The organism is Streptomyces sp. NPDC001513 (assembly GCF_042894695.1).
Lineage (GTDB): Bacteria > Actinomycetota > Actinomycetes > Streptomycetales > Streptomycetaceae > Streptomyces.
In genome coordinates this window covers 186,371-209,070 of the sequence record NZ_JBIAVU010000007.1, presented here as the reverse complement: position 1 = coordinate 209,070, position 22,700 = coordinate 186,371, and the positions used below count along the sequence as shown (strand labels likewise).

At 73.0% G+C, this 22,700-nt stretch carries 15 protein-coding genes; 5 read left to right on the top strand and 10 right to left on the bottom strand.

Features of this window, described 5'->3' with window-relative positions:
- Positions 1 to 37: 37 nt before the first annotated feature.
- The 5 genes from ACFYZ4_RS17730 to ACFYZ4_RS17710 form a co-directional block, all read right to left on the bottom strand.
- Positions 38 to 4,273, bottom strand: a complete 4,236-nt coding sequence (locus tag ACFYZ4_RS17730; protein ID WP_390784288.1) for a type I polyketide synthase — start codon at positions 4,271 to 4,273, stop codon at positions 38 to 40.
- Positions 4,266 to 10,706 (bottom strand): amino acid adenylation domain-containing protein, encoded by a 6,441-nt coding sequence (locus ACFYZ4_RS17725; protein ID WP_390784287.1) that lies wholly within the window; start codon positions 10,704 to 10,706, stop codon positions 4,266 to 4,268. The genes ACFYZ4_RS17730 and ACFYZ4_RS17725 overlap by 8 nt, the downstream gene beginning before the upstream one ends.
- 26 nt (positions 10,707 to 10,732) lie before the next feature.
- A complete protein-coding gene (solA, locus tag ACFYZ4_RS17720) occupies positions 10,733 to 11,878 on the bottom strand; it encodes an N-methyl-L-tryptophan oxidase (protein ID WP_384342178.1) in 1,146 nt (381 codons plus the stop codon).
- A complete protein-coding gene (locus ACFYZ4_RS17715; protein ID WP_384342180.1) occupies positions 11,875 to 12,936 on the bottom strand; it encodes an LLM class flavin-dependent oxidoreductase in 1,062 nt (353 codons plus the stop codon). The genes solA and ACFYZ4_RS17715 overlap by 4 nt, the downstream gene beginning before the upstream one ends.
- A 73-nt stretch (positions 12,937 to 13,009) precedes the next feature.
- A complete protein-coding gene (locus ACFYZ4_RS17710) occupies positions 13,010 to 13,249 on the bottom strand; it encodes a phosphopantetheine-binding protein (protein ID WP_390784286.1) in 240 nt (79 codons plus the stop codon).
- A gap of 219 nt (positions 13,250 to 13,468) precedes the next feature.
- Here ACFYZ4_RS17710 and ACFYZ4_RS17705 point away from each other — a divergent pair, with 219 nt between their 5' ends.
- The 5 genes from ACFYZ4_RS17705 to ACFYZ4_RS17685 all read left to right on the top strand — a co-directional run bounded on the left by ACFYZ4_RS17705 (position 13,469) and on the right by ACFYZ4_RS17685 (position 18,414).
- Positions 13,469 to 15,103: a (2,3-dihydroxybenzoyl)adenylate synthase gene (locus tag ACFYZ4_RS17705; protein WP_384342184.1), complete on the top strand. Its 1,635-nt coding sequence runs from the start codon at positions 13,469 to 13,471 to the stop codon at positions 15,101 to 15,103.
- 147 nt (positions 15,104 to 15,250) lie between these two features.
- Positions 15,251 to 16,507 (top strand): DegT/DnrJ/EryC1/StrS family aminotransferase, encoded by a 1,257-nt coding sequence (locus tag ACFYZ4_RS17700; RefSeq protein WP_384342186.1) that lies wholly within the window; start codon positions 15,251 to 15,253, stop codon positions 16,505 to 16,507.
- A gap of 16 nt (positions 16,508 to 16,523) precedes the next feature.
- Entirely contained in the window at positions 16,524 to 16,742 is a 219-nt protein-coding gene (locus ACFYZ4_RS17695; RefSeq protein ID WP_390784285.1) for a 4-oxalocrotonate tautomerase family protein, read from the top strand.
- Positions 16,739 to 17,416, top strand: a complete 678-nt coding sequence (locus tag ACFYZ4_RS17690) for a DUF5819 family protein (RefSeq protein ID WP_390784284.1) — start codon at positions 16,739 to 16,741, stop codon at positions 17,414 to 17,416. Before ACFYZ4_RS17695 ends, ACFYZ4_RS17690 begins: the two co-directional genes overlap by 4 nt.
- Positions 17,404 to 18,414 (top strand): hypothetical protein, encoded by a 1,011-nt coding sequence (locus ACFYZ4_RS17685; protein WP_384342190.1) that lies wholly within the window; start codon positions 17,404 to 17,406, stop codon positions 18,412 to 18,414. The genes ACFYZ4_RS17690 and ACFYZ4_RS17685 overlap by 13 nt, the downstream gene beginning before the upstream one ends.
- 78 nt (positions 18,415 to 18,492) lie before the next feature.
- Here the strand turns inward: ACFYZ4_RS17685 and ACFYZ4_RS17680 are convergent, their stop codons facing one another.
- The 5 genes from ACFYZ4_RS17680 to ACFYZ4_RS17660 all read right to left on the bottom strand — a co-directional run bounded on the left by ACFYZ4_RS17680 (position 18,493) and on the right by ACFYZ4_RS17660 (position 22,699).
- Positions 18,493 to 19,233 carry an SDR family oxidoreductase gene (locus ACFYZ4_RS17680; RefSeq protein ID WP_384342192.1) on the bottom strand — a complete coding sequence of 247 codons (741 nt, stop codon included), beginning with the start codon at positions 19,231 to 19,233 and terminating at the stop codon, positions 18,493 to 18,495.
- Between the two features lie 61 nt (positions 19,234 to 19,294).
- A complete protein-coding gene (locus ACFYZ4_RS17675) occupies positions 19,295 to 20,332 on the bottom strand; it encodes an HAD-IIIC family phosphatase (protein WP_384342194.1) in 1,038 nt (345 codons plus the stop codon).
- Positions 20,329 to 21,495 (bottom strand): acyl-CoA dehydrogenase family protein, encoded by a 1,167-nt coding sequence (locus ACFYZ4_RS17670; RefSeq protein ID WP_384342196.1) that lies wholly within the window; start codon positions 21,493 to 21,495, stop codon positions 20,329 to 20,331. The genes ACFYZ4_RS17675 and ACFYZ4_RS17670 overlap by 4 nt, the downstream gene beginning before the upstream one ends.
- Complete coding sequence (locus ACFYZ4_RS17665; RefSeq protein WP_351584595.1) at positions 21,485 to 21,736, bottom strand: phosphopantetheine-binding protein; 252 nt, start codon at positions 21,734 to 21,736, stop codon at positions 21,485 to 21,487. The genes ACFYZ4_RS17670 and ACFYZ4_RS17665 overlap by 11 nt, the downstream gene beginning before the upstream one ends.
- Before the next feature lie 90 nt (positions 21,737 to 21,826).
- Complete coding sequence (locus ACFYZ4_RS17660) at positions 21,827 to 22,699, bottom strand: 3-hydroxyacyl-CoA dehydrogenase family protein (RefSeq protein ID WP_390784283.1); 873 nt, start codon at positions 22,697 to 22,699, stop codon at positions 21,827 to 21,829.
- Position 22,700: the final 1 nt, after the last annotated feature.

Here is a 22,700-nt window from a genome sequence, read left to right as displayed (position 1 = left end):
GGGACTCGGACGGGACTTCGGCGGTGGGGGCGGGCGATCAGCCGGCGGGCCGCCCCCGGCGGGCACTGCGGGAGATCCGGGGGGCCGGGGCCTCGTCCGCGTGGCCGCGCAGCGCGTCGGCCTCGGCGGCCATCGCCGCGACGGTGAGGTTCTCCATAAGCTTCTTCACCCGCAGCTCGACGCCCAGTTCGTCGCGCAGCCGCTTGACGAGTCGCAGCGCGAGCAGGGACTCCCCGCCGAGGTCGAAGAAGTTGTCGTCGGCCCCGATGCCGTCGACGCGCAGGAGCTCCTCCCAGTGCCGGGCGACGATCCGTTCGGTGTCGGTCGACGGGGCCCGGTGGGCGTCGCGCAGGGCGGGCCGCGCCTGCCGTGGCGCGGCGGACTCCTCCGGCGTCCGGGCGGGCTCGGCGGGGGTCCGCGCGACGGGCTCGTGGGCGGGCGCGGCGGGACGGCGGCCGGCGATGAGCGCGTGCGGGATCAGCGGCCGCTCCTCCCGCTCGTCGCTGAGGACCCGTACGTCCTCGAAGCCCTCCGAGGCCAGCAGTGCGCGCCACCCGGCGGCCGGCAGGATCGGCGAGTGCCGGCGCAGGTCGTCGGCGAACGCCCACCACTGCGGGAGCAGTCCCACGGAGAGCTCTGACGCCCAGGGCATGCGTACGGTCTCCAGCGCGTACAGCCGGCCGCCGGGGGCCAGCAGCCGCCCGACGTGGCGGACGCAGTCCCGCAGGTCGGACGGGATGTGCAGCACGTTGAAGGCGAGCACCACGTCGAAGGGGTCGCCGGGCGTGCCGGGTGCCGGCGGCCGCGCCACGTCCAGCACGCCGAACGACATGAAGTCGATGCCGCGCCGTACGGCCTCGCGCTCGGCGTCGAGCACGAAGGACCGGCCCAGGTCGGTGAGGTGGTACCGCACGCCGGGGATGCCCCGCAGGGCCTCGGCCACGGCCCAGGTCAGCCGTCCCCGTCCGGCGCCGACCTCCAGGATCCGGAAGGGGCGGCCGCCCGCCGCGCGGGCCAGTTCCGCGACCTGGTCGGCGAGCAGCGTGCGGTAGAGGGCGAAGTCGCCCTCGTCCATGTGGGTTTCGAGCACGTCGGCGGTGAGGTCGGCGCGCCCGTCGGGGGTCAGCACGGCGGTGCCGTCCGTGTCGCCGCGCACCACGTCCGCACAGGCCGCCAGGCAGGTGTCCAGGAGCTCCAGGTCCTTCGCCAGCGACGGGAGCCGCCCGGTCACGGACCGGGTGAGCCGCTCCTGCTCCGCGGTGTCGGTGACGTCGGTGCCGCTGCCGCCGGCGGTGAACCACAGTTCATCGCCCTCACGGGCCAGCACGCCCGACTCGTGGAGCATGTGCAGCAGGGCGTCGAGCAGCTTGCCGTAGGGCCCGACAGGCCGGAGGTGGCCGATGAGGTCCTCCCGGGTGTGGCGGCGGCCCGGCGTGGTGTCCACGCCCGCCGTTCGCAGGAAGGCGGTGGCCCTCAGCGCGGCGAGCCGGTCGAAGTCCTCGCGCAGTCGCGCCGCGACCGTGGTCACCGGGGTGGTCCGGCGCAGTGCGCGTTCGGCCTCCGCCAGGTCGCGCTCCGGGGCCGGTCCCGCGGCGGGGGCGGGGGCGGCCGGGCGGACCTCGTCGAGCCAGTGGCGGGTCCGTTCGAACGGGTAGCCGGGCAGCGGGACACGGCGGCCCCCGGGCCGGTCCGCTCCGTCCCGGCCAGTCCCCCCGTCCGGGGTCGGCCCGGCCCCGAGCTGCCAGAGCCGGCCCAGCCCCGTGAGCAGCACCTGCTGGTCGTGCTGATCGGCCCGCGGGTGGCGCATGGTCTCCACCGTCGGCACGGCGTCGCCGAACTGCTCCTGGGCGCACCGGGTCAGGATCCGGCCCGGTCCGACCTCCACGAGTACGGGCTCCCCGCTCGCGTGCAGTGTCGCCAGTCCGTCGGCGAAGCGCACGGTCCGGCGGGTGTGCCGCAGCCAGTAGTCGGGGCTGGTCGCCTCCGCGTCGGTGATCCACGTACCGGTGACGTTGGAGACGAAGGGCACGGCCGGCGGGTGCAGGGTGATCCTGGCGAGTTCGGCCGCGTAGTCGTCCAGGATGGAGTCGAGCAGCCAGGAGTGCACGGCACTGGGGAAGTGGACCCGCTGGTATTCGACGCCGTCGGCTTCCCAGCGCTCCTCCAGTTCCCGGATGTCCTCCTCCGGGCCCGACACGGTGCACAGGGTGGGCGCGTTGACGGTGGCCAGCGAGACCCTGTCGGTGAGGTGGGCGTCGAGGTCGCGTTCGCCGAGCCGCACGCTCACCGCGACCCCGCCCGCCCGCTCCAGCAGCCACTGCCGCTTGGCGACCAGCGGCAGCATGTCCTCCAGGGACATCACGCCGGCGAGGCAGGCGGCCGTGTACTCGCCCGCCGAGTGCCCGATGAGCGACTGCGGCCGGACCCCCCGGGACATCAGCAGGGTGGCGAGGGCGTACTCGGTGGCGACCAGCCCGGGCAGCAGGCTGGAGCGGGGCCCTTCCTCCCCGCGGTGCAGGGCGGCCCGTACGTCGAAGCCCAGGACGGGCTCCAGGATGGCGGCGCAGCGGTCCAGCGCCTCCCTGAAGACCGGCTCGGTCGCGTACAGGCCGCGGCCCATGCCCTCGTACTGGGCGCCGCCGCCCGGGAAGAGGAAGGCGACGGGCCGCTCGGCCGGACCGTCGGCGGGCGGTGCGGCGGCGTACCCGGGGGCACCGAGCAGCGCGACGGCCTGGTCGCGGTCGCGGCAGACCGCGAACCGGCGGTGCGGGAAGGTCCGGCGGCCCGCGCGCAGGGTGTGGGCCACGTCGCCGAGCGCCAGGTCCGGGGTGCGGGCGAGGTGGTCTCCGAGCCGGGCGCCGAGGCGGTCGGCGGCTCCGGCGGACCGGGCCGACCAGGGCAGCAGGACCCAGTCCTCGCCGTCCCCGCCGTCGCCGGCACGCGCCGGGAGCGCGGGCGGCTCCTCCAGGACGGCGTGGGCGTTCGTCCCGCCGATGCCGAAGGAGCTCACGCCCGCGCGGCGCGGGGTCGGGCCGGACGGCCAGTCGGTGAGGCGGTCCTGGACGCGGAAGGGAGAGGAGGCGAAGTCGATGAGCGGGTTGGGGGACGTGTAGTGGAGCGTGGGCGGAATCTTCCCGTGCTCCACCACCAGGGCCGCCTTGATCAGGCCGACCACGCCCGCCGCGGCGTCGGTGTGCCCGACGTTGGTCTTGGCCGAGCCGATGGCGCAGAAGCCCGTGCGCCGCGTGGTCTCCGCGAACGCCCGGGTGAGCGCCTGGACTTCGATGGGGTCGCCGACCGGGGTGCCCGTGCCGTGGGCCTCCACGTAGCCGATCGTGTCGGCGTCGACCTCGGCGGCCGCGTGGGCGGCGAGGACGACCTCGGCCTGGCCCAGCGGGCTGGGCGCGGTGAACCCGATCTTCCGGCTGCCGTCGTTGTTGACCGCGGTGCCCTTGATGACGGCCCGGATGCGGTCGCCGTCGGCCACCGCGTCCGTCAGCCGCTTCAGGACGACCACCGCCGTGGCGTCGCCGGGCACCATGCCCTCGGCCCGCGCGTCGAAGGCGCGGAGATGGCCGTCGGGCGAGAACGGGCCGTCGGGCGTGTAGCGGTAGCCCCGCCGGGCGGACGGGTTGATCGACGAGCCGCCGGCGAGCGCCACGTCGCAGCGGTAGGACAGCAGGTCCTGGCAGGCGAGGTGGATCGCGGCGAGCGAGGTGGAGCAGGCCGTCTGGACGGTCAGCGCGGGCCCGGTCAGGTTGAGCGCGTAGGCGACGCGGGTGGCGAAGACGCCGGGGTCGTTGCCCATGGACGCCGACCAGGCCCGCAGCGGGTCGGTGGACTCGTCGAAGCGGGGGCGCACATGGGACAGGTAGTACCTGCTCTGGCTGGCACCGCCGTAGACCCCGATCACCCCGTCGAACTGGTCGGGGTCGTGGCCCGACTGCTCCAGGGCGTGGTGGCAGACCTCCAGGAAGACCCGCTGCTGCGGATCCATCATCTCGGCCTCCTCGGCCCGCAGGCCGAAGAAGTCCGCGTCGAAGAGGTCGGCGCCGTCCATCGCCGCGGCCGCCTTGACCAGGTACGGGTCGTCGAGCGCGGCCGGGTCGCCGCCCGCGGCGAGGTACTCCTCGTCGCGGACCGGCCGGACGGACTCCTCGCCGGCCACCAGGTTGGCCCAGAACTCCCGCACGTCGCGGGCCCCGGGGAAGCGGCCCTCCATCGCGACGACGGCGATGTCCAGGTCCCGCACCGTCTGCAAGTCGTCAGCCATTGCGCTGCGCTCCCTTTCCGTTCCTGTGGGCGGCCCGGCGAGCCATGGCCTTCTGCTGGAGTCCGGCGCGCTGCCGGGCGCGGTCGGCGTCGCCGCTCCGGGCCGCCGGATCGCCGTCGGCGGCGGTGGCCAGGTGCGCGGCGAGCGCGGCCACCGTGGGATGGGCGAACAGGTCCACGACCGGGACGGGGCGGCCGAGCTCCTCGACGAGCCGCTGCTGGAGGGCGATCAGGCTCAGCGAATGGCCGCCGACGTCGAAGAAGTTGTCCTGGCTGCCGACCCGTTCCAGGCCGAGCACCGCGCACCACGCCTCGGCGATGCGGCGCTCCAGCCCCTCGCCGGGGGCGACGTACGAGGCGGCGCCCGTCGTCCAGGACACCGGGCGCGCGGTCAGCGCGACGCGGTCGATCTTCCCGGACCGGGTGAGCGGCATCGCTTCCAGCGCGACGACGATCGACGGGACCATGTGGTCGGGCAGCGACGAGGCCAGCCACGCCCGCAGGTCCTGAGGTGCGGCGCCGCCGGGGGCGAGCGTCACGTACGCCACGAGCCGCCGGTCGCCGGGCCCCTCCTCACGGACCACGACCGCCGTCTGGACCACGTCCTCGCGGACGCTCAACGCGGCCTCGATCTCGCCGAGTTCGACCCGGAAGCCGCGGATCTTGACCTGGTCGTCGGCCCGGCCGAGGAACTCCAGGCGGCCGTCGGGGCGCCGGCGGGCGAGGTCCCCCGTGCGGTACATGCGGGTTCCGGGCGGACCGTACGGGTCGGCCACGAAGCGCAGGGCGGTGAGGTCGGGGCGGCCCTGGTAGCCGCGGGCCGTGCCGGGGCCCGCCACGTACAACTCGCCGGGCACGCCGGGCGGGAGCAGCCGCAGTCCGGCGTCCAGGACGTGGAGGCGGGTGTTCATCGAGGGCGGGCTGATCGGCAGCTCTCCGGTCGCGTCCAGCGGCGGGCTGATCGCGCAGGAGACCGTGATCTCGGTGGGGCCGTAGGAGTTGACCATCCGGCGGCCGTGCGACCAGCGCGTGACCAGGTCGGCCGGGGTGGCCTCGCCCGCCACGACGATCGTGGTGGACGCCGGCAGGCCGCCCTGCACCGGCAGCATCGCCAGCACCGACGGCGGCAGCGTCACATGGGTGATGTCGTGGGCGGCGGCCAGCCGGGAGAGCTCGGGTCCGGGCAGCAGTCGCCAGGCGGGGGCCAGGACGAGGGTGCCGCCCGTGAACAGCGCCATGGCGACGTCCCAGAAGGCGGCGTCGAAGCTCGCCGTGGCGAACTGCAGCACCCGGTTGTCCGGTCCGACGGCACATCGTTCGATCTGGTTGGCGAGCAGGCTGGGGATGCCGGTGTGGCAGACCACCACGCCCTTGGGCCGCCCGGTGGATCCCGAGGTGTAGATGACGTACGCGGGGTGGTCGGGGAGCAGCGGAGCGCGGCGCTCGCCGTCCGTCGGATCGGTGGCGGGCAGGGCCGCCACGCGGGACGCGGTCTCCGGGGCGTCCAGGAGGAGGGGGGCGGCGGTACCGGGGAGCACGTGGGCGGCCGCGGCGGTCGTCAGCACCTGGGAGGGGCGGGCGTCCTCCAGCATGTAGCGGATGCGGTCGGCGGGATAGTCGGGGTCCACGGGGAGGTAGGCCGCCCCGGCCTTGAAGACGGCGAGCATGCCGACGACCATCTCCAGGGAGCGCGGCACGGCCAGCGCGACCACCTGCTCCGGTCCGACGCCCTGCCCGACGAGGTGGCGGGCGAGCCGGTTGGCGCGGGCGTTGAGCTCGGCGTAGGTCAGGCGTTCGCCCTCGAAGACGGCGGCCGTCTTGTCCGGGACCAGGGCCGCCTGCTTCTCGAAGAGTGCGGCGGCGGTCGTGTCCGCGACCTCCAGCCGCGGTCCCTGCCAGGTCTCCAGCAGGCCCTCCCGCTCCTGGGCCGTGAGGATCTCCAGCCGGCCGATCGGTACGTCCGGGGCGTCGGCCGCCGCCTCCAGCAGCAGTACGAGGCGGGCCAGCAGCCGCTCCGCGGTCCCCCTGTCGAAGAGGTCGCCGCTGTACTGGAGCGAGCAGTCGATGCCGCCGGGCGTCCGGTCCTCTCCGGGGGCCTCCGCGAACACGAACGACAGGTCGAACCGCGCGGTCTCGGTGTCGCACGGCTCCACGCGGGCGGTGAGCCCGGGCATGCCGGTGATGTCCCGGGCCGGTTCGCGCAGGGCCAGCATCACCTGGAAGAGCGGGTGCCGGGCCAGTGACCGGGGCGGGTTGAGGACCTCCACCAGCCGGTCGAAGGGCAGGTCCTGGTGCGCGTAGGCGGCCAGGTCGGTGCCGCGGACCCGCTCCAGCAGCTCGTTGAAGGTCGGCGAGCCCGAGGTGTCCGTGCGCAGGACGAGGGTGTTGACGAAGCATCCGACGAGCTCGTCCAGCGCCTCGTCGGCGCGGCCCGCGACGGGGGTGCCGAGCGGGATGTCCTCCCCCGCGCCCAGCCGGGTCAGCAGGGCCGCGAGACCGGCCTGGAGGACCATGAAGAGGGTGGCTCTGCGGTCCCGTCCCAGGCGGGTCAGCCGGGTGTGGAGTGCGGGGTCGACCCGGCCGCCGACGGTGCCGCCGCCGTGGCCGGGCGCGAGCGGGCGGGGCCGGTCGGCGGGCAGCGACAGCTCCTCCGGCAGATCGGCCAGCCGCTCGGTCCAGTGGGCGAGCTGCCGGGCCATCCGGCTGTCGGGGGACCGCTCGTCGCCCAGGACGCGACGCTGCCAGAGGCCGTAGTCGGCGTACTGCACGGGCAGCGGGGCCGGCCAGGCCGGCGCGCGGCCCTCGGACCGGGCCGCGTAGGCGGTGGCGAGGTCCTCGGTGAACGGGGTGACGGACCAGCCGTCCGCGACGATGTGGTGCATCACCACGAGGAGCGTGTGCTCGACGGGTCCGGTGCGGAACAGGAAGGCCCGCAGCGGCAGCTCGCTCTCCAGCGCGAAGCCCTGTGCCAGGGCCGCCCGCATCCGGTCCGGCCGTTCCTCGGGCGGGCACTCGACGACGACCGTCCCCACGGGGCGGTCGCCCGCGGGCAGGACGTGCTGGTGCGGGACGCCCGCGGTCTGCGGGAAGACCGTGCGCAGGCTCTCGTGCCGGTCGATCACGTCTCCCAGCGCGGCGTCGAGCGCCTTCCCGTCGAGCGGTCCGGACAGCCGGATCGCCAGCGGGACGTTGTACGTGGCGGCGAGGCCCTCGACCTGGTTGAGGAACCACAGCCTGCTCTGGGCGAAGGACAGCGGCACCCGCTCGGGGCGCGGCGCCGGCAGCAGGGCGGGCACGGCCGCGTCCGCGTCGTCGAGGAGGCCGGCGATCCCGGCGACCGTCGGGTTCTCGAAGAGCCCGCCGATGGCGAGTTCGACGCCCAGTTCGGTCCGGATGCGGGAGATGAGCCGGGCGGCGAGCAGCGAGTGGCCGCCCAGGTCGAAGAAGTTGTCCCGGGGGCCGACCGCGGGCAGGCCGAGGACCTCGGCGAACAGCGTGCCGACGGTCGCCTCGTGCGCGCTCCCCCCGGCCGTCGCGGGGGTGTCCGCGGCGGCCGCGGTGGCGGCGACCGCGGGCAGGGCCCGCTGGTCGAGCTTGCCGTTCGCGGTCAGCGGCAGCGCGTCGAGCAGGGCGACGGCGGCGGGGACCATGTGGGCGGGCAGGATCCGCTCCGCGTGCCGGCGCAGCCCGGCCGCGTCGGGTCGCGCGCCGGCCGCCGGCACCACGTACGCCACGAGGCGCCGGTCGCCGGGCCGGTCCTCGCGGACGACCACGGCGGCCTGGCCGACGTCCGGGTGGCGTTCGAACGCCGCCTCGATCTCGCCGGGTTCGATGCGGAAGCCCCGTATCTTCACCTGGCCGTCCGCCCGCCCGAGGTGGTACAGGCTGCCGTCGTCTTGGACGCAGGCCAGGTCGCCGGTGCGGTACATGCGGCTGCCGGGGGCGCCGAAGGGGTCGGCCACGAAGCGTTCGGCGGTCAGTCCGGGGCGCCCGAGGTAGCCCCGGGCCAGGCCCGGGCCGGCCACGTAGATCTCTCCGGTGGCGCCCTCCGGCACCGGCCGCAGCTCGCGGTCCAGCACGTACACGTCGAGGTCCGGGATCGGCTCGCCGATCACGCTGCCGCGGGCGGCCCGCACGGTCTCGCGGTCGAGGGCGGCGTAGGTGACGTGCACGGTGGTCTCGGTGATGCCGTACATGTTGACCAGGCGCGGCGCGTCGTCGCCGTGGCGGTCGTACCAGTCCTCCAGGCGGTGCGTCTCCAGCGCCTCGCCGCCGAAGACGACGTAGCGCAGCGCGAGGCGCCCCGAGAGGTCCGGGCGTTCCCGCTCGGCCGCGACGAGCTGGTGGAAGGCGGAGGGGGTCTGGTTGAGGACGGTGACCCGTTCCCGGACGAGCAGGCGCAGGAAGTCGGCCGGGGAGCGGCTGGTGTCGAAGGGCACGACGACGAGCCGTCCGCCGTGCAGCAGGGGTCCCCAGATCTCCCACACGGAGAAGTCGAACGCGTAGGAGTGGAAGAGGGTCCACACGTCCTCGGCGCCGAAGCCGAACCAGTGGTCCGTCCGCTGGAAAAGGCGCAGGACGTTGTGGTGGGTGACCGCCACCCCCTTGGGGCGGCCGGTGGAGCCGGAGGTGTAGATGACGTAGGCCAGGCCCTGCGGGCCGGCGCCGGGCGGGCGCTCCGCGGCGGTCAGGTCGCTGCCGGGGAGCCCGTTCAGCTCGGCGGCGACCGCCGGGTCGTCCAGGAGCAGCAGGTCGGCGGCGCCGCGTACGCGGTCGGCGGCGCCGGCGTCGGAGAGCACCAGGGCCGGGGCCGCGTCGTCGAGCGTGAACCGGAGCCGGTCCACGGGGTACTGGGGGTCGAGCGGCAGGTAGCCCGCGCCCGTCTTGAGTACGGCGAGCAGCGCGGTCACCAGGTCCGCGCCGCGCGGCAGGGCCAGGGCGGCGAGCCGGCCGGGGCCCAGGCCGCGGCTCAGCAGCAGGCGCGCGAGGCGGTTGGCGCGCTCGTTGAGCTGCCGGTAGTCGAGCCGGGTCGCGCCGCTGGTCACCGCGGTGCGGTCGGGCGTGCGTGCGGCCTGGGCCTCGAACGCCTCGTGGAGGGTGGCGCCGCGCGGTGCGGGGACCGGTGCGCGGTGGGCGGCGGGGCGCGGGGCGGTGGCGGGCACCGGTACCCGGCCGAGCGGGGTGCCGGGGTCCGCCTCGGCCAAGGCGGCGAGGAATCCGGTGAACCGCCGGTGGTGGGCGGCCAGTTCCGCCTCGTCGTAGCGGGTCGGGTTGGCCTCGAAGGCGACGGTGAGGACGCCGGTCTCCGGGTCGTCGCCGACGACGACGGAGAGGTCGTCGATGGGGCCGGGGGCGACCGTGGCGACGGTCGCCCGGTCCTCGGCGAAGTGCAGCTCCCGGTCGTAGTACTTGATGTTGACGAGCGGGCCGGTCAGCTGCCGGCCGACCATGCCGAGGTCGCGCAGGACGTCCTCGCTGCGGTACCGCTGGTGGCGGCGGAGCTCGCGCAACCGCTCGGAGGTGTGCGCGAGCAGGGTGGCGACGGTGGTGCCGCGCGGCACCGACAGCCGCAGGGGCAGCACGTTGACGACGACGCCGGGGGTCTTGGCGGCGGCGCCCCAGCGGCCGGCCACGGGGATGCCCAGCGTGATGTCCTCGGCCTGCGTCATGCGGTGCAGGTAGCCCGCGAGCGCGGCGACCACGAGGTCGGCCCGGTCCTCCCGCTGCCCGGCGGGGACGTGGGCGGGGCCGGCGGTGAGGGGGGCGACGGCCGGGCCGTCGAAGGGCCGGCGGGCGAGGGTGACGGCGTCCGGGGCGCCGGCCATCCGCTCGGCCCAGTGGGCGCGGTCGGCCCCGAAGCGTTCGGAGGACCGGTAGTCGGCCTCGGCGCCGGCGAGGTCGCCGAGGGCGCCGAACCAGCGCGGGCGGGGCTCGGTCCCGGCCGCTTCGGCCGTGTAGACCTCCGCGGTACGCATGGCCAGCAGCCGGAATCCGTACCCGTCCAGGAGGGTGTGGTGGCAGCGCAGGTACCAGCGGAACCGGTCGGGTCCGAGGACGAGCAGGGCGTTGCGGAACAGCGGTCCGCGCAGCAGGTCCACGGTGGTGGCGGCGTCCTCGCGCATCCAGCGGTCGGCGGCGGCCGCCGGGTCGGCGTCGGCGCTCAGGTCGACCACGTCGAGGCACGGCCCGGCGGCCGCCGGTTCCGGCAGCTGCCGGGGCTGCCCGTCGTGCACGGCGAACCGCACGTTGAGGGCATCGGTTTCGGCCAGCGCGCGCCGCAGCGCCCGCTCGAGGCGGGCCGCGTCGGCGGGGGCTTCGACCTCGACGTACTGGGCGGTGTTGTAGGCCGCGTTGGCAGGATCGACCTGCTGGGCGAACCAGACACCGAGCTGGGCTCCGGTGAGCGGCCGGCGCGTCTCTTCCCTGTCACGCATGCTTGAGACTTTCTCCCGGCGAGGACTTACAGGAATCGGTTGGGATCGGTGAAGTCCAGCGGACAGCTGGTCGGCCGGCCGAGGACGATGTCGGCCAGTGCCTCCCCGATGCCGGTGGAGTGTTTGAAGCCGTGGAAGTTGCAGCCGCCGCCGATGACCAGGCGCGGGTCGCCGTGCGGTCGGCCGATGAGGAACTGTTTGTCGGGGGTGCGGGCGAACATGCCGACCTCCGTCCGCGACGGCGCGGCCCCCATGCCGGGGACGGCCTCGGACAGCAGGCCCGCCACCGCGGTCCAGTCCTCGGGGGTGACCCCGCGGTCGCAGTCGTCGGCGGGGGTGACCCGGAAGGCGCTTCCGCCGTCCTCCAGGCCGAGTTTGACGTCGGGGCCGCCGCGCGAGCCGTGGCCCCAGATGGCGCCGCGCCCGCCGAGCTCCCGCATGAAGGGCGGCAGTCGGTCGAGGGTGAAGGGCGTGGGGTCGCCGGTCGGCCGGAACCACGTCTGGGGGACGCGTACGGTCTCCAGGGGCAGGCCGGGTACGAGGGTGTCGAGCCAGGGGCCCGCCGTCACCACGACCTGGCCGACGCGAAAGTCGCGGACGGGGGTGCGGACCACCGCGCCGTCCGCGGTCAGTTCGATCTCGGTGACTCGGGTGTCGGTGAAGACGCGGGCACCGGCCGCGGCCGCCGCGCCGACGGCCGCCCGGACGGCCTCCTCCGGCCTGATCAGCCCGGCCTCCGGCTCGCGGACCCCGATGTCGCCGTCCTGGAAGGCCGCGTGCTGGGGCAGCCACCGGCTCAGTTCGGCGGCGGTCAGGGTGTCCACGGGCAGGTCGTGCTCGCGGGCGGCCCGCAGCGAACCGCCCGCGATGTGTCCGTCCGCGGGGCCCATGAGGACCGCGCCCACCTGGTCGAAGAGGGCGCGGCCCGTGCGGGTTTCCAGCTGCTGCCACAGTTCCCGCGACCGCTTCGCCAGCGGCACGAGACCGGGGTGCTCCAGGCAGGTGACCCGGAACATCCTGCTGCCGCCGTGCGACGCGCCGAAGGGGTGGCCCAGGCCGTACCGCTCGAAGCCGAGCACCCGCACCCCGCGCGAGGCCAGCTGCCACAGGGCGGAGGAGCCCCAGGCGCCCAGGCCCACCACCGCGACGTCGGCGTCGGAGGCGTGGGTCATCCGGCCTGCTCCAGGCCGGTGAACGCGGGCATGACGTGCTCGGCGAAGAGCCTCATGGCGCGCTCGGCGTCCTCGTAGGGCATGTGGCCGGGGTTGAACTGGAGGCTGAGCGTGGGGTCGGCGCCGAACCAGTCGACGAGCACGGCGATCTGCTCGCGCACCTCGTCCGGGGTCCCGGCCAGCACCTTGTTGTCGGCGTGCGACTGCCGGAAGTCGTACTTCTTGACCTTCTCCACGAACTTCTCGTAGCCCTGGTACGCGTCGCTGCGCGTGCGGCCCCAGCTCGCCACCGCCTCGGCCATGTGCTCGACGTAGTTGACCTCGAACGTCTCCGCGAGGTCGAGCGCGGTGGCCCGGTCCTCGGCCACGTAGCAGGTGTACTTGATCTGGATGCGCGGGGTGCCCGGGTGGCCGGCCTCCCGCCAGGCCTCGCGGTAGCCCGCCAGCATCGACTGGAGCTGCTCGCGGGAGGTCACGGACGGCACCACCTGGAGGTGGTGGCCGGCCCGGCCCGCGGCGGCGCACGAGTCGGGGCTCATCGCGGAGGCGATGAAGATCGGCGGGTGCGGCTTCTGCACGGTCTCCGGGAGCATCGTGACGGGCCCGAACCGGTGGAAGGAGCCCTCCCACACCACGTCCTGCTCCGACCAGAGGCGACGGCAGACCTCGACGCCCTCGGCGAACCGCGCCCGGCTCTCGTCGATGTCGATGCCGAAGGCCTCGAACTCCTGCGGCAGGAAGGCCCGGCCGAAGCCCACGTCGAGCCGCCCGTGGGAGAGGTTGTCCAGCATCGCGAGCTTGCCGGCCAGCTTCAGCGGGTGGGTGAACGCGGGGATGACCGCGCCGGTGCCGATGCGGATCCGGCTGGTGCGCGCGGCGGCCGCGGTGAGGAAGGTGACCGGGTCCGGCATGTAGCCGCCGTACGGGGAGAAGTAGTGCTCCACGCACTGCGCGTGCTCGAAGCCGAGCTCCTCGGCCAGGCTCACCAGCCGCAGGGCCTCGTCGAAGTAGTCGCTCGCGCTCTTCCTCGCCGGGTCGACCACGGGAAAGAAATTCACGCCGAATTGCATCATGACTCCGATGGATTACTGATGGATGACATGTTGTGCTCTGCGGGGACCTCTCCGGGAACTATCCGGAGATGAGCTGCCACCAGGCCTTGAGGCTGGGCGCCGCGGTGAATTCGGCGATATCGACCCGAAGGCCGTTTCGCTGCCATCCGGAGACCATGCCCATGACGCCGATCGAATCCATGCCGAGATCCTGGAGATTGACGTCGTCCGCCACTTCGGATGGATTGACGCCGAGCCGCTCGGCGAGCATACGCTGCAGCTCAGGCTTGCTATCCGGAATTACACCCTGCTTGCTCAATTTCGCTGCACCGCACCGTTCGGATCCGTCTGACGACTGACTTGAATCGACCCTAGCCGCCCCCTCTAAAAAGACTCTTAAGAAGAGCTATTCATGCACAGCGTCGAGTCCTAAAGCGTCCGATATTCACGGTTTCCGAACTCTGAGGCCTCGGTTAACATCACCAAAATATAAGCCTCGGAAGCCGTCGTTTGCGATGGCTGGAGAAAAGGACTTCACATGCTTGACGGATGCGTTCCCTGGCCTGAGGCCACCGCGGCGGCATACCGGAAGGCCGGGTACTGGCGGGAGGAGACGCTGGGGCAGCTGCTGCGCGGCTGGGCGGCGGCGTACGGCGGCCGGACCGCCCTCGTCGGCGGCGACCGGCGCGTCACGTACGCCGAGCTCGACGCGTGGGCGGACCGGCTGGCGGCGGGCTTCGCCGCGCGCGGCATCGGGCCGGGCGACCGCGTCGTGGTCCAGCTCCCCAACACCCCGGAGTTCGTCGCCGTCTGCTTCGGTCTCTTCAGGCTCGGCGCACTGCCCGTCTTCGCGCTCCCCGCGCACCGGCACCACGAGATCAGCCACCTGTGCGCGCACTCCGGCGCCGTCGCCTACGTGGTCCCCGACGTCCACCAGGGCTTCGACCACCGCGACCTGGCCACGGAGGTCCTCGCCTCGGTTCCGACCCTGCGCGAGGTGTTCGTCCTCGGCGACCCCGGCCCCCACGGCTCACTGGCCGAGCTGTCGGCGACCGAGGCCCCGGTCCCGGCCCCGGACGCGCCGGCCGGCGCGGACCCGGCGGACGCCGCCTTCTTCCTGCTGTCCGGCGGCACGACCGCGCTCCCCAAGCTGATCCCGCGGACCCACGAGGACTACGGCTACCAGATCCGCGCCGCCTCGGAGGTCTGCGAGCTCGACGGCGACACCGTCTACCTCGCCGTCCTGCCGATCGAGTTCAACTTCACCTGGGGCTGCCCGGGCGTGCTCGGCACCCTGAGCACGGGCGGCACGGTCGTACTGGCCAGGACGCCCAACCCCGACGAGTGCTTCGCGCTCATCGAGCGGGAGCGGGTCACCATGACCTCGTGTGTGCCGACCATCGCCCACATGTGGCTGGACGCCGCCGAGTGGAGCGAGCGGGACCTGAGCAGTCTCCAGGTCCTGCAGATCGGCAGCGCCAAGCTCCACCCCGAGGTCGCCGCACGCATCACCCCGACCCTCGGCTGCCAGCTCCAGCAGGTGTTCGGGATGGCCGAGGGCCTGCTGACCTTCACCCGCTACGACGACCCCCTCGACCGGGTGCTCACCACCCAGGGCCGGCCCATCTCCCCCGCCGACGAGATCCGCGTGGTGGACTCCGAGGGCCGCCCCGTGGCCCCGGGCGAGACCGGGGAGCTGCTCACCCGCGGGCCGTACACCCTGCCCGGCTACTACCGGGCCGAGGAGCACAACGCCCGCGCGTTCACCGAGGACGGCTTCTACCGCAGCGGTGACCTCGTGCGCCTCACCGACGACGGGGACATGGTCGTCCAGGGCCGCGTCAAGGACGTCATCATCCGGGGCGGCGACAAGGTCTCGGCGACCGAGGTCGAGCGGCACGTCACCGCCGCGCACGAGGGGATCCAGCAGGCCGCGGTGGTGGCGATGCCCGACGAGCTCATGGGCGAGCGGGTGTGCGCCTTCATCGTCCCCGCCGGTGAACCGCCCCGCCTGCCCGAGCTCAAGCGCCTGCTGCGGGCCCGCGGACTGGCGGAGTACAAGCTCCCGGACCGCCTTGAGGTGATCGACGCCTTCCCCCTGACGGGACTCCGCAAGGTCGACAAGAAGGCGCTGTCCGCGGAGCTCGCGCAGCGCATGGCCGCCGCCGGCTGACAGCCGGCCCCGGCCCGACCGGGCAGGCATCGGCCGAACGGCCACGAACGCCCGCGTGCCCCACACCGCCGACCCCGTCACGCGGGCACCCAACAGCCCACGTCCCGCACGGTGCGGGACGCCTTTCAGTCATGGGGGTACCTCCGCATGCAGCAACGCTACGCCGTGCCGGGCGGCCGTCGAGGCAGCGTCATCGGCGCACGCGAACTGGACGTCCTGGGACAGCTCGTGTCCTCCGACGCCACGCTCTCCGCCGGGGGGTGGCGGGAGGCCTTCGAGGAGGCCTTCGCCCGCTACGTCGGCGCCCGGCACGCCCTGTCGGTGACGAGCGGGACCGTGGCCCTGGAAATCGCCATCCGGCTGCTGGACCTGGCGCCGGGCGACGAGGTCGTGGTGACGCCGCAGACCTTCCAGGCCAGCATCCAGCCGCTCCTCGACCTGGACGTCGAGGTCAGGTTCTGCGACATCGACCCGCTCACCCTGAACATGGACCCGGCGGCGCTGGAGCCGCTGCTCACCGACCGGACCCGGGCGGTGATCCTGGTCCACTACGGCGGCTGCCCGGCCGACATGGACGCCGTCATGAAGCTCACCCGGCCCCGCGGGATCACGGTGATCGAGGACAGCGCCCACGCGCTCGGCGCCGACTACCACGGCCGCCGGCCCGGTTCGCTCGCCGACATCTCGACCTTCAGCTTCCACTCCACCAAGAACATCACCACCCTCGGCGAGGGCGGCATGATCACCCTGGAGCGCGACGACTGGGCGGAGCGGGTGGGCCGCTACCGCAACAACGAGGTGGACGGCGACTACGTCCGGCACGGGGCGGACACCGGTGCGGCACCGGCCGCGCTGCCGTGGATGATGTTCGCCGACGAGATCTACGACCGCGCCTGCTCCGGCATCCGCAACGCCGGCACGAACGCCACGATGTCCGAGGCGGCGGCCGCGGTGGGCCTGGCCCAACTCGACCGCCTCGACGAGCTGGTGGAACGCCGCCGGCTGATCGCCCGCCGGCTGGACGCGGTCGTCTCGGCGTTCCCGCAGGCCCGGCCGCTCGCCGTACCGGAGGGCGTCCGGCACGCCTACCACCTCTACACCTTCCTCGTGCACGACCGCGACACGCGCGACGCGCTGCTGCGCGAGCTCGACGCGCGGGGCGTGGAGGTCCAGCTGCGCTACTTCCCGCTGCACCTGACGCCGGAGTGGCGCTTCCGCGGCCACGGTCCCGGCGAGTGCCCGGTCGCGGAACGGCTCTGGTTCGAGCAGCACATGAACCTGCCCTGCCACCCGGGACTGCTGGACTCCCAGGTCGATCACCTCGTCGACGCCCTGACCGCCGCCCTCACCGCCGTCACGGGCGCGGCCCCGAACCCCGGCGGCGCCGCGCCCGCCGCCGTCTGAACAGACAGGAACCACCATGCCTTTCATCGAGGTCAAGATCTTCGAACAGCGCCTCACCGAACAGACCGAACGGGAGCTGGTCGAACAGCTCACCCAGGCGACGGTGAACGTGTTCGGCGAGGAGATCCGGGACCAGACCTGGATCGTCCTCACCCCCGTCCCCGCCCACCTCTGGGGCATCGGCGGCAGCACCCGCCCCCGGCCCGCCGTGCAGGAAGAGGAGCCCCGGTCATGACGGCACCACACGCCGAAACGAGCCGGTGGAGGCTGCTGAGCATGGCGTTGCCGCCCCTGCTCGGCCTGGCCTTCGTCGGTATGACGCTCATCGTCAACGCCCCGGTCTCGCCCGCGCGGACCGAGGCCTACAAGACGGTGGCACCCGTCGCCGACACCTACTTCCGGCAGAGCTGGATGCTCCTCGCGCCGTACTCGGTGGACTACAACGGCGAGGTCTTCTACCAGGTCGAGTACGAGAACGAGACCGGTACGCACACCACCGAGCCGGCGTCGCTGTCCCGCGAGATGGCCGGCACCGCGCGCGAGATCCGCCTCGCGCCGAACCGCATGGGCGCGGTCGGCCTGTACCTCGGCGTCGAGCAGGGCAGCCTGCACGAGAAGGAGGCGGCCGTCGACGAGGCCCGCAGGAAGGCCCTCTCCGACTTCTCCGGGCAGCAGAGCGAGCTGACGGCCCTGCGGGAGGCGGCGAAGAAGGACGCCGCCACCGTCCTGTCCCCGCTGGTGGACGAGCTCCACCTGGACGGCAGGATCACCCGGCTGCGCGCCTACTACACGTACACGCCCGTGCAGCGCTTCGCCGCACGCCATTCGTCCGAGGAGCCCCGCCCCGAGGTGTTCACCGACCTCGGATGGTTCGACTACCAGCCGGGAGCCCAGCCGTGGACAAGCTGAAGACGTCCGCCGCGCGTGCGCTGCGCGGAGTCTCGAGCCATCCGAAGTACCTCGTCGGCCTCTCGCTCTGCCGCATCCTGCTGGGCCTGAGCACCACGCTGTACTACGTCTCCAACATCCCCTACCGGGAGTTCCTCTGGGGCCCGGACGGCTACTCGGGCTTCGCGGGCTTCAAGGCCCTGGTCGAGGACAAGAACATCTTCTCGCTGTACGCGCTCAGCGACAGCAGCACCTGGTTCAACCTGGTGTTCTTCGCCGGACTGGCGGTCTCCCTCGCCTGGACGGTGTTCGGCTCGCGCAGCCTGACGATCGTGCACGCGGTGTTCATGACCTCCATCCACCACCGCAACTACACGATGTGGGAGGGCGGCGACGCACTCACCGGCATCGTGCTGATCCTGCTGATGGGCGCCACGGTCAACGCCCGCTTCAGCCCGCTCTCCCGCCGCGTCCGCGCCCGGCTGGAGCAGCGCGCCGGCCGGCCGCACCTGCGGACCTCGCTGCACAACACGGCCGCGGTACTGATCGTCTTCCAGGCGTGCGTGGTCTACGTCGTCTCCGCGCTGTGGAAGGTGGCCGCGCCGCAGTGGCAGGAGGGCACCGCGCTGTACTACATCAGCAACGTCTGGCAGTACACGTACAGCTCGGCCTTCCCCCAGCTGATGGACAGCGTGGTGCTGACGACGCTAATCACCTACTTCACCATCGTCGTGCAACTGCTCGTCGTTCCGGCGGCGTTCACCTCACGGCGCTGGCTGCGCGAGGGGGTCGTCCTGGGCATCCTGGGGATGCACATCGGCATCATGGCCGGCATGGGCCTGATGACCTTCGGCCTCGTCATGATGGCCGTCGACGCAGTGATCCTGCGTGACGCCGACTACGAGGCGCTCTTCCGGCGCGTCCGGTCGTGGCGCGAGCGCCTGGCGGCACGCCGCGAGCGCGAGGCACCCGCGGACACGGCCGAGGAGCCCGCGGCCAAGGAACTGAGCACCGCTTAGGTCCGCGTCCCGCGACAGCCGAGAGCCCGACAGGTCGGACGGCCTGTCGGGCTCTCGGCTGTGGTCGGCGCGGTGGGATCAGACCATGCCGCCGGTCACGCGCAGGTTCTGGCCGCTGACGAAGCCGCCGTCCGGGCCGCAGAGGAAGGCCACCACGCCGGCAATGTCCGCGGGCTCGCCGATCCGGCCCAGCGGCGTCATCTTGACGGCCAGCTCCATGCCCTCCTGGGTGATGTTGGCCCGCAGCAGCTCGGTGTCGGTGGCCCCGGGCGAGATCGCGTTGACCGTGATGCCGCGCGGGCCGAGCTCCTGGGCCGCGACGCGGGTGTACTGCTCGACGGCCGCCTTGCTGCCCGCGTGCAGCGCCACGCCGGGCACCGGCAGCGCGGTGTTGGCGGTCGAGAGGTTGATGACGCGGCCGCCGTCGTTCATCAGCCGCGACGCCTCCTGGAGGGCGAAGAACACGGCACGGGCGTTGACCGCCATCGCCCCGTCGAACTGTTCCTCCGTCGTCGCGTCGATGCGCGTCGCGGTGGCCGCCGCCGCGGCGTTGTTCACCAGGATGTCCAGGCCGCCCAGGAGCCGGTGCGCCTCCCGTACGGTGCGGCGTACCTCGGCGACCTCGGTGAGGTCCACGCGGATGGCGTGCGCGGTGCGGCCCGCGGCCTCGACGGCCGCCACGACCTCCTTGGCCTCCGCCTCCCGCTCGCGGTAGGTGAAGGCCACGTCGGCGCCTTCGGCGGCGAGGCGCTCGACGACCCCGCGGCCGATGCCGCGCGAGCCTCCGGTGACCAGTGCCTTCTTCTGGGAGAGCTTCACGATGTGTCCTAGGGGTACGGAAACGGGTGGGACGAGGCGGGAGCCGGCCGCCTCAACCGGGTCAGGCCGATGCCCGGACTTCCAGGTACGCGGGGTCCGGGGGGATGGACGACAGGTCTGCGGCGAACCGGACCAGGTGGTCCTCGCGGGAGATCTCGTCGAAGCCGTTGAACTTGAAGGAGACGTACATCATCCGGTTGCGGTCGGTCGGCACGAAGTCCGCGATCAGGCGGGCGCCCGCGTCCCGGGCCCGCCGCTTGACGTGGTTGATCAGGACGGTGCCCACGCCGCGCGACATCACCCGGCAGGACATCAGCAGGAGCCGGAGGTGCCAGTCCTCCTCGCCGGTCTCGACCAGGGCCAGTCCGATGGTGCCGTACGGGCCGTACCGGTCGGTCAGGGAGGCGGTCAGCAGGAGGTGGCGGTCCGAGGTGCGGAAGGCGTCGAGCTCCTCGTAGGAGTAGGTGACGCCCGTCGTGTTCAACTGGTTGGTGCGGACGGTGAGTTCCTCGGCGCGCTGGAGGTCGGACTCGCCCGCGGGGGTGATCTCGAACCGCATGTCCAGGCCGGCCAGGAACTCGTCCTGGGCCCCGCCGAACCTCTCCTCGGATTCCTTGCGGACCTGGTCCGCCCGGTACATCTCGCGGCGGCGCCGGGAGTCCTCGGTGGCGAACCGCGGCATCAGCTCGGGCATCCGCGTCAGTTCGGGCGCCGCGGCCGCGTCCAGGCAGACCACCTGCGGCAGCGCGAAGGAGACCTCGTCCCGTTCGAAGGGCTGGTCGTCGATGAACGCGATCGCGTCGAGGCCGATGTTCAGCGCCTCGGCCACGGAGCGCAAGGACTCCGACTTGGCCCCCCAGTTGATCTGCGGGTGCAGGAAGTACTCGGCCAGGCCGAGCTCTTCGAGCCGGGCCATGGCGGCCGCGTGGTCGTTGCGGCTGGCGATCGAGTGGAGGATGCCGCGCGCGTCGAGGGTGCGGATGGCGTCGGCGACGCCGGGCAGCAGCGCGACCTTCCCGTCCTCCAGGAGCACGCCGTCCCAGACGGTGTGGTCCAGGTCCCACACGACACACTTCACGGTCTTGCGGGTCTCGCTCATACGGCACGCTCCCGCAGGGCGGCCTGCGCCAGGTAGTCCTGCTGCACTTGGGTGCTTCCTTCGATGATTTCCATGACCTTCGCGTCCCGGAGCATGCGCTGGGCCGGGTGGCCCTCCGCGCAGCCCGCGGCCCCGAAGATCTGTACGGTGTCCGCCGCCGCGCGGAACGCCTTGACCGAGCTGAAGTACTTGGCCATCCAGGTCGCGTTCACGGTCTCCGGGTCGCCCGCGTCCTTCAGCCGGCCCGCCCGCAGACACAGCAGCCGGGCCGCCGTCGTGTCGGTGACCATGTCGGCGATCATGCGGCGCACCAGCTGGTGCTCGCCCAGCGGTTTGCCGAACTGGACGCGCTCGTCCGCGTGCGCCATGGACGCGTCCGCGCAGGCGGCGAGCAGGCCGACGCACCCCCACGCCACGCTGTAGCGGCCGATGTCGAGCGCGCTCGTGGCCACCGCGGACAGGCCGAATCCGGGCCGTCCCACGACGGCGTCGGCCGGCACCCGGCAGTCCTCCAGCCGCAGCTCCGCGAGCAGGGAGGCCCGGGTGCCCAGCATGCCGGTGACGGGTACGACGTCCAGCCCGGGTGCGTCGCGTCCAACGAGGAACGCGGTGATCCGACCCTCCAGGCGGGCGAACACCAGGTAGACGTCCGCCCGCTGCCCGAAGGTGGTCCACATCTTGTGGCCGGTCAGGGTGTAGCCGCCCTCCGGCAGGCGTTCCGCGGTGGTGCGCAGCTGCCCCGCGTCACTGCCGGCCCCGGCCTCGGAGAGGCCGAAGGCACCGACGCTCTCGCCGCTCGCGAGGCGGGGCAGCCAGTGGGCGCGCTGCCGCTCGCCGCCCCAGCGGGTCACCGCGTGCACCACCATGCTGTGCACGGTCAGCAGGCTGCGCATCGACGAACAGCCGGCGCCGACCGCCTCGTTCAGCAGACCGAAGGAGACCGCGTCGAGCCCCGCGCCGCCGTACTCGCTGGGCACCAGTGCGCCGAGGTGGCCGCGCGCGGCGAAACCGGTGACGGCCTCCTCGGGCACGGCCTGGTTCTCGTCCCATGATCCGGCGTACGGAGCGATGTCCTGTGCCACGTAGGACCGGGCCTCCGCGAACAGGCTCTCCTGCCGTGCCGTCAACTGCATCGTGCGTCCCCCGTGGTCGTCAGGCGGCATGTCCGGCCGTCGCCTTGCGCGCCACGAAGGCGACCACGGCGTCGACGCTGCGGAAGTTGTCCATCTCCAGGTCGTCGTCGGCGACCGGGGTCGCCAGCTCGCTCTCGACGAACATCACCAGCTGCATGATGAAGAGCGAGTTGACGTACCCGGAGGCGAACAGGTCGTCGCTGTCGGCGAGCTCGCGGTTGCGCACGTACTTGCCGATGAATTCCCTGGTGGCGGACTTGATGGCGTCCATCGGGACCTCTCTGTGATGGGTGTGGTGGGAAGGAGCGGAGAAGGGAAGGGGAGAGGGGAGGGAGGCGGGAGGGCGGCGGGGCGGGCCCGGTCAGGCGGTGGCCCGGCCGCCGTAGTCGTAGAAGCCGCGACCGCTCTTGCGTCCGTGCAGGCCCGCGTGGACCATCCGCTGCAGCAGCGGGCACGGCCGGTACTTGCTGTCGGCGAAGCTCGCGTACAGGCCCTCGATCGAGAGCAGGATCGTGTCCAGGCCGATGAGGTCGGCCGTCTCCAGCGGTCCCATCGTGTGGCCGAAGCAGGTCACGAAGATCCGGTCGATGTCCTCGGCGGTGCTCACCCCGTCCTGGAGGAGGAAGACCGCCTCGTTGATGGTCAGCATGAGGACGCGGTTGGAGACGAAGCCGGGCGAGTCGTTCACGACGATGCCCTCCTTGCCCATCGCCGCGAGCAGCCGCCGCGTGGTGTCGACGGTCGCGTCCGAGGTGTGGTGCCCCCGGATCACCTCGACGACCGGCTTCTGCGTGACCGGGTTCATGAAGTGGGTGCCGATGACCCGGTCCGGGCGCGACACCGAGCCGCCGACCTTGGTGATCGGGATGCACGAGGTGTTCACCGCGAAGACCGCGTGCTCCGGGCAGAGCTGGTCGATCTCCGCGTACACCCGCTGTTTGGTGTCCCAGTCCTCGGTGACGTTCTCGATGACGAAGTCCACCTCGGTGAACCCGCTGTAGTCGGTGGCGAAGGTGATGCGCTCCAGTACCTCGGCCGCCGGGACCACCGGTCCGCCGGCGCCCAGCAGCCGCTGGAATCGGACCTTCTGATCGATGGCAGTGCGGGCTCCCGCCAGCGCCTCCTCGGATATGTCGACGAGGACGACGCGCAGTCCGTTCTGGGCCAGTACCTGGGCCACCTCGCGGCCCATCACGCCGGCGCCGGCCACGCCGACCGTACGCAGTGCTTCCATG